This is a genomic window from Variovorax sp. AC103, assembly GCF_979254005.1.
In genome coordinates, this window is record NZ_CEEDFC010000004.1 from 150,201 (window position 1) to 163,331 (window position 13,131).

Sequence of the window (13,131 nt, forward strand, 5' to 3'; positions counted from 1 at the left end):
GGCACAATGCCAAGGTACTCAGGCCCTTCCCCAGCCACAGTCGCATCCGCCAATCGGTTCAGCCGTGTCGCGGAAGGTTTCTTAACCAGCTAGTGCTTCCTTCAGGGAAGCGAAGGTCAGCGGATCATGAGCGATTCCTCCTCTACGCCCTCGGCGTACAGCGCCTATCAAGGCAACACCTACCTCTTCGGCGGCAATGCGCCCTATGTCGAAGAGATGTACGAAAACTACCTCGCCAACCCCGGCAGCGTGCCCGACAACTGGCGTTCCTATTTCGACGCCCTGCAGCACGTTCCCGCCGCCGATGGCAGCAACTCCCGCGACGTTCCGCACCTGCCGGTCATCAATGCCTTCGCCGAGCGCGCGAAGCAGGGCACGACCAAGGTCGTGGTGGCCAGCGGCGCCGACTCCGAGCTCGGCCGCAAGCGCACCGCCGTCCAGCAGCTGATTGCCGCCTACCGCAACGTCGGCGCCCGCTGGGCCGACCTCGACCCGCTCAAGCGCGCCGAGCGTCCGTCCATTCCGGAACTCGAACCCTCGTTCTACGGCTTCACCGACGCCGACCTCGAGACGGTGTTCAACACGAGCAACACCTTCTTCGGCAAGGACACCATGTCCCTGCGCGACTTGCTGAACGCATTGCGCGAAACGTACTGCGGCACGATGGGTGCCGAGTACATGTACACCACCGACCACACGCACAAGCGCTGGTGGCAACAGCGCCTCGAAAGCGCCCGCACGAACCCGAAGCTCAGCGCCGAGCAGAAGAAGCACGTGCTCAGCCGCCTGACCGCGGCCGAAGGCCTCGAGCGCTTCCTGCACACCAAGTACGTCGGCCAGAAGCGCTTCTCGCTCGAAGGCGGCGAAAGCTTCATCGTCTCGATGGACGAGCTGATCAACCAGGCCGGCGTCAAGGGCGTGCAGGAAATCGTGATCGGCATGGCCCACCGCGGCCGGCTGAACGTGCTGGTCAACTCGCTCGGCAAGATGCCGGCCGACCTGTTCGCGGAGTTCGACCACACCGCCCCCGAAGAACTGCCCAGCGGCGACGTCAAGTACCACCAGGGCTTCAGCTCGGACGTGACGACCCCCGGCGGCCCGGTGCACCTGAGCCTCGCGTTCAACCCCTCGCACCTTGAGATCGTCAACCCCGTGGTCGAAGGCTCGGTGCGTGCCCGCATGGACCGCCGCGGCGACCCGCTGGGCAAGCAGGTGCTGCCCGTGATCGTGCACGGCGACGCGGCCTTCGCAGGCCAGGGCGTCGTGATGGAAACGCTGGCGCTGGCCGAGACCCGTGGCTACTCCACCGGCGGCACGGTGCACATCGTCATCAACAACCAGATCGGCTTCACCACCAGCGACCCGCGCGACAGCCGCTCGACGCTGTATTGCACCGACATCGTCAAGATGGTCGACGCACCGGTGCTGCACGTGAACGGCGACGACCCCGAAGCCGTGGTGCTTGCCACGCAGCTCGCCCTGGATTTCCGCATGGAGTTCCAGAAGGACGTGGTCGTGGACATCATCTGCTTCCGCAAGCTGGGCCACAACGAGCAGGACACGCCTTCGCTGACCCAGCCGCTCATGTACAAGAAGATTGCCCAGCACCCCGGCACGCGCAAGCTGTACGCCGACAAGCTGGCTGCACAGGGCCTGGGCGACACGCTCGGCGACGACATGGTCAAGGCGCAGCGCGCCGCCTTCGACGAAGGCAAGAACACGGTCGACCCCGTGCTCACCAACTTCAAGAGCAAGTACGCCGTCGACTGGAGCCCGTACCTCAACAAGAAGTGGACCGACGCCGGCGACACCGCCATTCCGTCCTCCGAGTGGAAGCGCCTGGCCGAGAAGATCACCACCGTGCCGCAAGGCTTCACGGTGCATCCGCTCGTGAAGAAGGTGCTGGACGACCGCGCCGCCATGGGCCGCGGCGACGTCAACGTCGACTGGGGCATGGGCGAGCACATGGCCTTCGCCTCGCTGGTGGCCAGCGGCTACCCGGTTCGCCTGTCGGGCGAAGACTCGGGCCGCGGCACGTTCACGCACCGCCACGCCGTGCTGCACGACCAGAACCGCGAGAAGTTCGACACCGGCACCTACACGCCGCTGCAGAACGTGGCCGACAACCAGGCCCCGTTCGTCGTGATCGACTCGATCCTGTCGGAAGAAGCCGTGCTCGCGTTCGAATACGGCTACGCCTCGAACGACCCGAACACCCTCGTGATCTGGGAAGCCCAGTTCGGCGACTTCGTGAACGGCGCGCAGGTGGTGATCGACCAGTTCATCGCCTCGGGCGAAGTGAAGTGGGGCCGCGTCAACGGCCTGACCATGATGCTGCCGCACGGCTACGAAGGCCAGGGCCCCGAGCACAGCTCGGCGCGCCTGGAGCGCTTCATGCAGCTGAGCGCGGACACCAACATGCAAGTGGTGCAGCCCACCACCGCCAGCCAGATCTTCCACGTGCTGCGTCGCCAGATGGTGCGCAACCTGAGGAAGCCTTTGGTCATCCTCACGCCCAAGTCGCTGCTGCGCAACAAGGACGCGACCTCGCCGCTGGCCGAGTTCACCAAGGGCAGCTTCCAGACCGTCATTCCGGACAGCAAGGGCCTGAAGGCCGAGAAGGTCAAGCGCCTGGTCGCCTGCTCGGGCAAGGTCTACTACGACCTGGCCAAGAAGCGCGAGGAGCAGGGCACCGACGACGTGGCGATCATCCGCGTCGAGCAGCTCTATCCGTTCCCGCACAAGGCGTTTGCCGCGGAAATCAAGAAGTACCCCAACCTCGTGGACGTGGTGTGGTGCCAGGACGAGCCGCAGAACCAGGGCGCCTGGTTCTTCGTGCAGCACTACATCCACGAAAACATGCAGGACGGCCAGAAGCTCGGCTACTCCGGCCGTGCCGCCTCGGCATCGCCGGCGGTGGGCTACTCGCACCTGCACCAGGAACAGCAGAAGGCGCTCGTGGATGGCGCGTTCGGCAAGCTCAAGGGCTTCGTGCTGACCAAGTAAAACCCGTTCCCTTTCACACGAACACCCTCAAGAACAAAACGGAGCTCTCTCCAAATGTCTATCGTAGAAGTCAAAGTTCCCCAGCTTTCCGAATCCGTGGCCGAAGCCACCATGCTCACCTGGAAGAAGAAGGCCGGCGATGCCATCGCCGTCGATGAAATCCTGATCGAGATCGAGACCGACAAGGTCGTGCTGGAAGTGCCCGCGCCCTCGGCCGGCGTGCTCGCTGAAATCGTGCAGCCCGATGGCGCCACCGTGGTGGCCGAGCAGGTGATTGCCCGCATCGACACCGAAGGCAAGGCATCGGCCGCCGCACCGGCAGCCGCTGCCGCGCCGGCCGCCGCAGCACCGGCACCGGCCGCAGCCGCTGCTGTCGCCACCGGCGGTTCGAAGGCCGACGTGGCCATGCCCGCCGCCGCCAAGCTGCTGGCCGACAACAACCTGAAGACCGGTGACGTGTCCGGTACCGGCAAGGACGGCCGCGTCACCAAGGGCGACGTGCTCGGCGCGGTCGCTTCGGGTGCCAAGCCCGCTGCCGCCGCCATCCCCGCGCCGGCCGCCAAGCCCGCCCTGCAACAGGTGAGCGCACCCACCGGCGCGCCCGACCTGGGCGAGCGCCCGGAACAGCGCGTGCCGATGAGCCGCCTGCGCGCCCGCATCGCCGAGCGCCTGCTGCAATCGCAGTCGACCAACGCCATCCTCACCACGTTCAACGAAGTGAACATGGCGCCCGTCATGGACCTGCGCAAGCGCTTCCAGGACAGCTTCACCAAGGAACACGGCGTGAAGCTGGGCTTCATGTCCTTCTTCGTGAAGGCCGCGGTGCACGCGCTGAAGAAGTACCCGGTGATCAACGCCTCGGTCGACGGCAACGACATCCTGTACCACGGCTACTTCGACATCGGCATCGCCGTCGGTTCGCCGCGCGGCCTGGTGGTGCCCATCCTGCGCAACGCCGACCAGATGAGCTTTGCCGACATCGAGAAGAAGATCGCCGAGTTCGGCAAGAAGGCGCAAGACGGCAAGCTGGGCATCGAAGACATGACCGGCGGCACGTTCTCCATCTCGAACGGCGGCACCTTCGGCTCGATGCTCTCGACCCCGATCATCAACCCGCCCCAGTCGGCCATCCTGGGCGTGCACGCCACCAAGGACCGTGCCGTGGTGGAAAACGGCCAGATCGTGATCCGTCCGATGAACTACCTGGCCATGAGCTACGACCACCGCATCATCGACGGCCGCGAAGCCGTGCTGGGCCTGGTCGCCATGAAGGAAGCGCTGGAAGACCCGTCGCGCCTGCTGTTCGACATCTGAGCGTGCGATGCGTCGTTCCGCCCTGGGCTTGATGTGCGCGCTGAGCTTCGGCCCCCTCGGGGCCGCGGCCGCAGCGCCGCAGCAGGACCCTTGGACCGGCGCCTACCGCCTCGAGTGGCTCGAGGGCACTCAGGCGGCCAAGGAGGGCGCGCAGGGGTCCGACGTGACCATCCAGCGCGCACCCGACGCCGACCCCGCCTCGCTCGTCAAGAAGTACCAGTCGGATCTCGTCCGCTGGACCCTGGCGGACCCTGCGAACGCCCGCGAGAGCACCACGTTGCGCCGCTTCCTGGCGCGTGAATACGAAGGCTGGGGCTGGGCGGACCTGCATGGCGACGGTCGCATCGAGTGCCTCGATGCGAGCCACATCTTCGTCTGCAAGACCGCGCCCGGCACCACCATCACCTTCGGCCCCGAAGGACCGAAACGCGAAACGCTGACTGCCCAAACCGGTGTGTTTGGCATCGTCCTCCATGCGGGCGCGTTCCAACTCAAGAAACTGGAAAAAGAATGACCAAGCAATTCGACGTCATCGTCATCGGCGGCGGCCCCGGCGGCTACATCGCCGCCATCCGCGCCGCTCAACTCGGCTTCAACGTGGCCTGCATCGACGAGTGGAAGAACGCCAAGGGCGGCCCCGCGCTCGGCGGCACCTGCACCAACGTCGGGTGCATCCCTTCGAAGGCGCTGCTGCAATCGTCCGAGCACTTCGAGCACGCCGGCCACGGCTTTGCGGACCATGGCATCAACGTGTCGGGCCTGTCGCTCGACATCGGCAAGATGCTGGCCCGCAAGGACCAGGTCGTGAAGCAGAACAACGACGGCATCACCTACCTGTTCAAGAAGAACAAGATCGCGTCCTTCCACGGCCGCGGCTCGTTCGTGAAGGCCGCCGAAGGCGGCTACGAGATCAAGGTGGCTGGCGCCGCTGAAGAAACCATCGTCGGCAAGCACATCATCGTGGCCACGGGCTCCAATGCCCGCGCGCTGCCCGGTGCTGCATTCGACGAGGAAAACATCCTCTCCAACGACGGCGCGCTGCGCATGGGCGGCGTGCCCAAGAAGCTGGCGCTGATCGGCTCCGGCGTCATCGGCCTCGAAATGGGTTCGGTGTGGCGCCGGCTCGGCTCGGAAGTCACGGTGCTCGAAGCGCTGCCGACCTTCCTGGGCGCGGTGGACGAACAGATCGCCAAGGAAGCCAAGAAGGCCTTCGACAAGCAGGGCCTGAAGATCGAGCTCGGCGTGAAGGTCGGCGAGATCAAGTCCGGCAAGAAGGGCGTGTCCATCGCCTGGACCAACGCCAAGGGCGAAGCCCAGGTGCTGGACGTCGACAAGCTGATCGTGTCGATCGGCCGCGTGCCCAACACCATCGGTTTGAACCCCGAGGCCGTGGGCCTCGCGCTCGACGAGCGCGGTGCCATCAACGTCGACGGCGACTGCAAGACCAACCTGCCGAACGTCTGGGCGATCGGCGACGTGGTGCGCGGCCCGATGCTGGCGCACAAGGCCGAGGAAGAGGGCGTTGCCGTGGCCGAGCGCATTGCCGGCCAGCACGGGCACGTCAACTTCAACACCGTGCCCTGGGTCATCTACACGCACCCGGAAATCGCATGGGTCGGCCAGACCGAGCAGCAGCTCAAGGCCGAAGGCCGCGCCTACAAGGCCGGCACCTTCCCGTTCCTGGCGAACGGTCGCGCACGCGCGCTGGGCGACACGACCGGCATGGTGAAGTTCCTGGCCGACGCCACGACCGACGAGATCCTGGGCGTGCACATGGTGGGCCCGCAGGTCAGCGAGCTGATCTCCGAAGCCGTGGTGGCCATGGAGTTCAAGGCCAGCGCCGAAGACATCGCACGCATCTGCCACGCGCACCCGTCGCTGTCGGAAGCCACGAAGGAAGCGGCACTCGCCGTGGACAAGCGCACGCTGAACTTCTGATCTGCCGTTTCTCTTGACCAGCGTCAAACAGGCCTATGAGGCGGAGCTCGCCACGCGCGGGTTCCAGAGCGATCCCGCGCAGATGCGCGCCGTGGAGGCGCTGGATCGCTGCGCCAACGAATGGGCCGAGTACAAGGCCCAGCGTTCGAACGCGCTGAAGAAGTTCATCAACCGGCCGGAGCTTCCGCGCGGCGTCTACATGTACGGCGGCGTCGGGCGGGGCAAGAGCTTCCTGATGGACCTCTTCTTCAATGCCGTGCCGCTGCGGCGCAAGACGCGCCTGCACTTTCACGAGTTCATGCGCGAAGTGCACCGTGAACTGCGCGAACTGCAGGGTACGGTCAATCCGCTGGACGAACTGGGCCTGCGCATTTCCAAGCGCTACAAGCTGATCTGCTTCGACGAGTTCCATGTGGCGGACATCACCGACGCGATGATTCTTCATCGGCTGCTGGTGTCGTTGTTCGAGAACGGCGTGGGTTTCGTCACCACCTCGAACTTCAAGCCCGACGACCTGTATCCGGATGGGTTGCACCGCGACCGCATCCTGCCCGCCATTGCGCTTCTGAACGAGAAGCTCGAGGTGCTGAGCGTGGACAACGGCACCGACTACCGGCGCCGCACGCTCGAGCAGATGCGTATGTACCTCACGCCGAACGATGCGTCGGCCGACAAGGAAATGCGCAAGGCCTTCGACAAGCTGGCCGAGACAGCCGACGAGAGCCCGATCCTGCACATCGAGCAGCGCGAGATCCGCGCGCGGCGCAAGGCGGGCGGCGTGGTGTGGTTCGATTTCAAGACGCTGTGCGGTGGCCCGCGCTCGCAGAACGACTATCTGGAGATCGCCAGCCAGTTCCACACGGTGATGCTGTCCGACGTGCCGCACATGCCGGTGCGCATGGCCTCCGAGGCACGCCGCTTCACCTGGCTGATCGACGTCTTGTACGACCGGCGTTGCAAGCTCATCATGTCGGCAGAGGTTCCGCCCGAGGCGTTGTACACCGAGGGGCCGCTCGCGCACGAGTTTCCGCGCACGGTCTCCCGGCTCACTGAAATGCAGTCGAGCGAGTTTCTTGCCCTGGAACGCCGCATCGTCGACACCCGACTCACATGAAAAAAATCGTCCTTGCCCTGCTCATGACATTGGCCAGCCTGCCGCTGTGGGCGCAGTCCAACGCCGCGGCGGGCAACGCCGACCTCGAGGCCGAGAAGAGCAGGCTGTCGACGGAGCGCGAGGCCATCGAGAGGCGTTTCGTGCAGGAGCGGGCGGTCTGCTACAAGAAGTTCGCGGTGGAAGACTGCCTGCGCGAGAGCCGTGAGCGGCGCCGCAAGGAAACCGACAACATCAAGCGCCAGGAAACCGCGATCAACGACATCCAGCGCCAGCGCAGCGGCGCGGCCGAACTGCAGAAGCTCGACCAGAAGGCCGGCCAGCAGCGCGCGCAGGACACGCCCGAGAAGCAGCAGCAGTCGACCCAGAACCAGAAGGACCGCGAGCAGCGCGCGGCCGACCACGCCACCAGCCGGGCCGCGACGGCGGCAGAGGGCGCGGAGCGTGAACGCCAGCTCGAGTCCAAGCTGAAGGCCCATGCCGACGAGCAGGCCAAGGCGGCCCAGCGCCGCAGCGATTCGCCAGCCGCCGTGCAGCGCTACCAGGACAAGCAAAAACGCGCCGAGGAGCATCGGGCCAGCCGCGAGCGCCAGAACGCCGACCGTAGCAAGCCACGCGGTGCGCCGCTGCCGACGCCCGCGGCTTCATCGTCGGCACCCTGAGTTCCAGGGGCGGGCGAGCGGCCAGCCGCTCAGGCGGCTGCCGGAAGCGGTTCGAGTTTCAGCACCGCGATCGAGAGGTTGTCGCCGGTGCCGCGAGCCCGGCGCCGCGCCTCGCCCACCAGGATCTCGACCGCGTCGCGCGGCGGATGCGCGTACAGCACGCTCGCCAGCTCTTCGGGGCTGAAGTAGTGCCAGAGGCCGTCGCTGCACGCCATCAGCAGGTCGCCGGGCGCCAGTTTCGGGAGGTAGTACGGATCGACGGGCGGCGGTGTGGTCGTCATGCCCAGGCACCCGAGCAGGATGTTGCCCTGCGGATGGATGTTGGCCTCGGCTTCGGTGATCTGGCCACGGTCGATCAGCACTTGCACGTAGGAATGGTCGCGCGTGCGCCGGATGAGCTCGCCGTCCTGGAAGTGGTAGATGCGCGAATCGCCGGCATGGATCCAGGCGCAGTCACCCTTGGGGTTCATGAGGAAGGCCGCCAGCGTGCTGTGCGGCTCCTGTTCGCTGGACACGGCCGTGAGCTTGATGACGGTGTGCGAGTCTTCCAGGATCTGCTTGAGCACGGCCTGCGGGTCGTCGCGGCCGGGCTGGTAGCGCGTGAAAAGCTGGCGTGCCGTCATCAGCACCTGGTCGGACGCCTTGCGGCCACCGCTGCGCCCGCCCATGCCGTCTGCCACCACGCCGAGCACGCAGCCCGGCACGCGCGGATGACTCATCACCAGCACCTGGTCTTGTTGGTACGGCCGGTCTCCCTTGTGGAGTCCGGTGGCCGCGGCAAGTCGAAAGCCTTGAGTCATGAGGCATATGCGCCTGAAGCGCGTGTTTCTGTCGTCGCTGGGGTTCGTGTCAGGACGTATTATCGAATGAACATGCGCCACGAAAATTCAGTGTGCGCGCCCCACCGTTGGACTCCAATCTTCACTCCCTTTCCCGTCAACTGATCGAGCTGCGCATCGAGCATGCCGATCTCGACGCCTCCATCGACCGGTTGTCCGAGAGCTCGCCGCAAGACGAGCTGTTGCTGCGGCGCCTGAAAAAACGCCGGCTTGCGCTGCGTGACCAGATCACGCGCCTGGAGAACGTGCTCGACCCGAAAGAGCCCGCATGACCGGCGCGCTCGAGGACAAGGTGCGCGACGCCTTCGCGCAGGACGGCGTGCTGTCGCGTGCCGCCGAGCAGTTCCGCGAACGCTCGGGCCAGACCGAGATGGCCATCGCCGTGGCCCGCACCATCGAAGAGGGCGGCGTGCTGGTGGTCGAGGCGGGCACGGGGGTGGGCAAGACCTTCTCGTACCTCGTGCCGGCCTTGCTGAGCGGCGAGCGGGTGCTGCTCTCCACCGCCACCAAGACCCTGCAGGACCAGCTGTTCGGCCGGGACCTGCCGCGCCTTGTCGAGGCCTTCGGGCTGCCGGTGCGCACGGCGCTGCTCAAGGGGCGGGGCAGCTATTTGTGCCTGCACCGGCTGGACATGGCGCGCCACGACGCATCGCTGCCGGAGCGCGGCAGCCTGCGCACGCTGGCCAAGATCGAGCAATGGTCCAAGGCCACGCGCACGGGCGACCTGGCCGAGCTGCCGGGCCTGGACGAGCGCTCGCCGCTCATTCCGCTGATCACGTCAACGCGCGAGAACTGCCTGGGCGCGCAGTGCCCGCAGTTCAAGCCCTGCCACGTCAACCTGGCACGGCGCGAGGCGCTGGCGGCGGACATCGTGGTCATCAACCACCACCTGTTCTTTGCAGATCTCGCCGTGCGCGAGACAGGCATGGCGGAGCTGCTGCCGACCGTGAGCGTGGTGGTGTTCGACGAGGCGCACCAGCTCAACGAAACCGGCGTGCAGTTCCTCGGCGCGCAGCTCGGCAGCGGCCAGGCGCTCGACTTCGCGCGCGACATGCTCGGCGCGGGGCTGCAGCACGCGCGCGGGCTGGTCGACTGGCAGCAGCTGGCCGCCGGCGTCGAACGCGCCGCGCGCGAGTTGCGCCTGGTGGTCGGCAAGCAATGGCCCGGGGCCAAGCTGCGCTGGCTGGGAGCGTCGCCGGAAGGGGTTGATCCTGATGCATGGCAGCGCGCACTCGACGACCTGCAGCATTCGTTCGAAACGGCGGCCGAAGGGCTCGCCACCGTCAGCGAGATTTCGCCCGACTTCGTGCGGCTGCACGAGCGGACCCGCCAGCTCGCCAAACGAGCCGCGCGCTTTGCGTTGCCTTGCGAAGTCGACTCGGTGCGCTGGGTCGACGTGGGCTCGCAGTTGCGGCTGATCGAGTCGCCGCTCGACATCGCGGAGGCGATGCGCAAGCGGGTGCTCAAGATCGTCGACGACCACGCCGATGCGGAGGGTGACGATGACGACGGTCTCGATGCCTACGGTGAACGTGAGGCGGGCGAGACACCGGGGCAGGGAAGCGGGGCAGGCCAGGCAAACGGCGGCCGCGCGTGGGTCTTCACCTCCGCCACATTGGGCGACGAGCCCACCTTGCGCTGGTTCACCGAGCCCTGCGGCCTGCAGGACGCGCAGGTGCTGCGCGTGCACAGCCCCTTCGACTACGCCTCGCAGGCTGCGCTCTACGTGCCACGCGCCTTTCCGAAACCCAACGACCCCTCGCACAGCCAGCGGGTCGCGCAACTGGCCGCGCACGGCGCCGCCGAACTCGGCGGGCGCACGCTGGTGCTGACCACCACGCTGCGCGCCTTGCGCACCATCGGCGACGCCATGAAGCAGCAGTTCGAGCTGCTCGATGCCGCACTGCGGCCCGAGGTGCTGGTGCAGGGCGAGTTGCCCAAGCGTGTGCTGATGGATCGCTTCCGCGAAGGCGCGAGTGCCGGGCGCGCAGGCTGCGTGCTGGTGGCGTCGGCTTCTTTCTGGGAGGGTTTCGATGCGCCGGGCGATGCGCTGCAGCTGGTGGTGATTGACAAGCTGCCGTTCCCGCCGCCGAACGATCCGCTGGTCGAGGCGCGGTCGCAGCGTCTCGAGGCGCAGGGCCGCAGTTCGTTCGCCGACTATTCGTTGCCCGAAGCGGCGGTTGCGCTCAAGCAGGGGGCAGGGCGGTTGATTCGGCGTGAAAGCGACAGCGGCGTGCTGGCGATATGCGACACGCGCCTGGTCGCAATGGGCTACGGCCGCCGGTTGCTGGCGGCGCTGCCGCCAATGCGGCGGCTGGACAACGAATCAGATTTCAACGCCGCGATCGACGCGCTCAAGAAGTGAGCTGAGCGCGCCGCAGTACGCGCTTTGCTGTTACCAGACCTTCCACCAAGGGTCGTCCTTGCCCTTGAACCCGTTCGCAAGGTAGGTGCTTTGCGGGTAGTTGGTGGTCAGCACGCGCTGTGCGTCGTCGCGCAGGTCCTTCATGCCGAGGGCGTCGTACGACTTGACCATGATGAACAGGGCTTCTTCGAGCGCCGGAACTTCGCGGTAGTCGGCCAGCGCGATCTGCGCGCGGTTGATGGCCGCCAGGTAGGCGCCGCGCGAGTAGTAGTAGCGTGCCACGTGAACCTCGTACTGCGCGAGCGAGTTCACGATGTAGTTCATGCGCTGGCGCGCGTCGGGCGCATAGCGCGAATCGGGGAAGCGCGTGGCGAGGTCCTTGAAGGACTCGAACGATTCCTTGGCGGCCTTCTGGTCGCGCTCGGACAGATCCTGGCGCGTCAGGAATGCGAACATGCCCAGGTCGTCGTTGAAGTTGATCACGCCCTTGAGGTACAGCGCGTAGTCGAGCGCCGGGCTCGCCGGGTGCAACTTCATGAAGCGGTCGATGGTCGAAATGGCGGCAGCCTTTTCACCCGACTTGTACTGGGCGTAGGCCTTTTCGAGCTGGGCCTGTTGCGCGAGCGGCGTGCCGGCGGCGCGGCCTTCCAGCTTCTCGTAGAGCGGCACGGCCTTGTCGTAGGCACCCGAGCCGGCTTCCTCCTTGGCTTCGGAATAGATGCGGTTGGGGCTCCAGTTGGCGGTCTTGTCGACGGAGGTCGACGAGCAGCCAGCTGCCAGCAGAGCCGCCGCGCTGAGCGCGATCCAGGTGGGGACCGATAATTTGGCGCGAAACATCACATACGGCTTTCGTGAAACAGTTACCCTCAATTATATCGGCCGACCCTTTGAGCAATACCCCCGAGTCAGCGGAGGCGGCCGAACTCGACGAGGGCGCCGACCCCATCGAGCCCAGCGAGCTGCGGCCTTTTGTCATCGACGCCGCCCAGCACGGCCAGCGGCTCGACCGCGCGCTCGCCGCGCTGGTGCCTGAATTTTCCCGAAGTTACCTGCAGCAGCTGATCGAAGGCGGCGCTGTGGAAGTGCAGGGGCTCACGCTCAGGAAAGTCTCGGCGGCGGTGAAAGCGGGGCAGGCCGGCCGCATCGAGCTGCGCCCGACGCCCCAGAGCCAGGCGTTCAGGCCCGAGGCGATGGACATCGTCACCGTGCACGAGGACGAGCACCTGCGCATCATCGACAAGCCCGCCGGCCTCGTCGTGCACCCGGCGCCCGGCCATTGGAGCGGCACGCTGCTCAACGGGTTGCTGGCGCTCGACCCCAAGGCCGTGCTCCTGCCGCGCGCCGGCATCGTGCACCGGCTCGACCGCGACACCAGCGGACTGATGGTGGTGGCGCGTACCCGTGCCGCCATGGACGCGATGGTGGCGCTGATCGCCGCACGCGACGTCAAGCGACAGTACCTGGCGATCGGGCACAAGCCGTGGGCGGGCGCCGCGGCCCGGCAGGTCGACGCGCCCATCGGCCGCGATCCGCGCAACCGGCTGCGCATGGCCGTGGTCGATCTCGAGCGGAACTCGGGCAAGACGGCGCGCACGCTGATCGAGCGGCTCGATAGCAACACCGAAGCCTGCGCTGTGCGCTGCACCCTTGAAACTGGCCGCACCCACCAGATCCGTGTGCACATGGCGTCGATCGGCCATCCTTTGGTCGGCGACGCGCTCTACGGCGGTGCGCCAGGCGCCGGACTGACCCGCCAGGCACTGCATGCGTTCAGGCTGGCCTTCGTGCACCCCGTCACTCACGCGCCGCTCGAGTTCCGGTCGGCGCCGCCGCCGGACCTGGCGCAGGCTTTGCAGTCCTGGGGCCTGGATTACAATCGCGCCTGACGGCCCGAGG

11 protein-coding genes are annotated in these 13,131 nt (G+C 66.6%); 9 read left to right on the top strand and 2 right to left on the bottom strand.

Annotated elements, in window-relative coordinates:
* Positions 1 to 126: 126 nt before the first annotated feature.
* Genes AC0IYU_RS07340 through AC0IYU_RS07365 form a run of 6 tightly spaced genes read left to right on the top strand, consistent with a single transcriptional unit; the run spans position 127 to position 8,031 of the window.
* Complete coding sequence (locus AC0IYU_RS07340) at positions 127 to 3,006, top strand: 2-oxoglutarate dehydrogenase E1 component (RefSeq protein ID WP_472114680.1); 2,880 nt, start codon at positions 127 to 129, stop codon at positions 3,004 to 3,006.
* Between the two features lie 54 nt (positions 3,007 to 3,060).
* Positions 3,061 to 4,320 carry a 2-oxoglutarate dehydrogenase complex dihydrolipoyllysine-residue succinyltransferase gene (gene odhB, locus AC0IYU_RS07345; protein ID WP_435438597.1) on the top strand — a complete coding sequence of 420 codons (1,260 nt, stop codon included), beginning with the start codon at positions 3,061 to 3,063 and terminating at the stop codon, positions 4,318 to 4,320.
* Between the two features lie 7 nt (positions 4,321 to 4,327).
* Positions 4,328 to 4,834, top strand: a complete 507-nt coding sequence (locus AC0IYU_RS07350) for a hypothetical protein (RefSeq protein WP_472114683.1) — start codon at positions 4,328 to 4,330, stop codon at positions 4,832 to 4,834.
* Positions 4,831 to 6,258 (top strand): dihydrolipoyl dehydrogenase, encoded by a 1,428-nt coding sequence (lpdA, locus tag AC0IYU_RS07355; RefSeq protein ID WP_472114686.1) that lies wholly within the window; start codon positions 4,831 to 4,833, stop codon positions 6,256 to 6,258. The genes AC0IYU_RS07350 and lpdA overlap by 4 nt, the downstream gene beginning before the upstream one ends.
* 13 nt (positions 6,259 to 6,271) lie before the next feature.
* Positions 6,272 to 7,372: a cell division protein ZapE gene (gene zapE, locus AC0IYU_RS07360; RefSeq protein WP_472114688.1), complete on the top strand. Its 1,101-nt coding sequence runs from the start codon at positions 6,272 to 6,274 to the stop codon at positions 7,370 to 7,372.
* Positions 7,369 to 8,031 carry a hypothetical protein gene (locus tag AC0IYU_RS07365; RefSeq protein ID WP_472114690.1) on the top strand — a complete coding sequence of 221 codons (663 nt, stop codon included), beginning with the start codon at positions 7,369 to 7,371 and terminating at the stop codon, positions 8,029 to 8,031. Before zapE ends, AC0IYU_RS07365 begins: the two co-directional genes overlap by 4 nt.
* Before the next feature lie 29 nt (positions 8,032 to 8,060).
* On the opposite strand, the gene AC0IYU_RS07370 is transcribed toward AC0IYU_RS07365, so the two are convergent.
* Entirely contained in the window at positions 8,061 to 8,831 is a 771-nt protein-coding gene (locus AC0IYU_RS07370) for a PP2C family protein-serine/threonine phosphatase (RefSeq protein WP_472114693.1), read from the bottom strand.
* Positions 8,832 to 8,938: 107 nt separating this feature from the next.
* On the opposite strand from AC0IYU_RS07370, the gene AC0IYU_RS07375 reads away from it, so the two are divergent.
* A complete protein-coding gene (locus tag AC0IYU_RS07375; protein ID WP_472114696.1) occupies positions 8,939 to 9,142 on the top strand; it encodes a YdcH family protein in 204 nt (67 codons plus the stop codon).
* Positions 9,139 to 11,235 carry an ATP-dependent DNA helicase gene (locus AC0IYU_RS07380; RefSeq protein WP_472114698.1) on the top strand — a complete coding sequence of 699 codons (2,097 nt, stop codon included), beginning with the start codon at positions 9,139 to 9,141 and terminating at the stop codon, positions 11,233 to 11,235. Before AC0IYU_RS07375 ends, AC0IYU_RS07380 begins: the two co-directional genes overlap by 4 nt.
* A gap of 30 nt (positions 11,236 to 11,265) precedes the next feature.
* Here AC0IYU_RS07380 and AC0IYU_RS07385 read toward each other — a convergent pair whose 3' ends face one another.
* On the bottom strand, positions 11,266 to 12,072 hold the full coding sequence (locus AC0IYU_RS07385) for an outer membrane protein assembly factor BamD (protein ID WP_472114701.1): 807 nt from the start codon (positions 12,070 to 12,072) through the stop codon (positions 11,266 to 11,268).
* A 50-nt stretch (positions 12,073 to 12,122) separates the two neighbouring features.
* Here AC0IYU_RS07385 and AC0IYU_RS07390 point away from each other — a divergent pair, with 50 nt between their 5' ends.
* Positions 12,123 to 13,121 (top strand): RluA family pseudouridine synthase, encoded by a 999-nt coding sequence (locus tag AC0IYU_RS07390; protein WP_472114704.1) that lies wholly within the window; start codon positions 12,123 to 12,125, stop codon positions 13,119 to 13,121.
* Positions 13,122 to 13,131 lie beyond the last annotated feature (10 nt).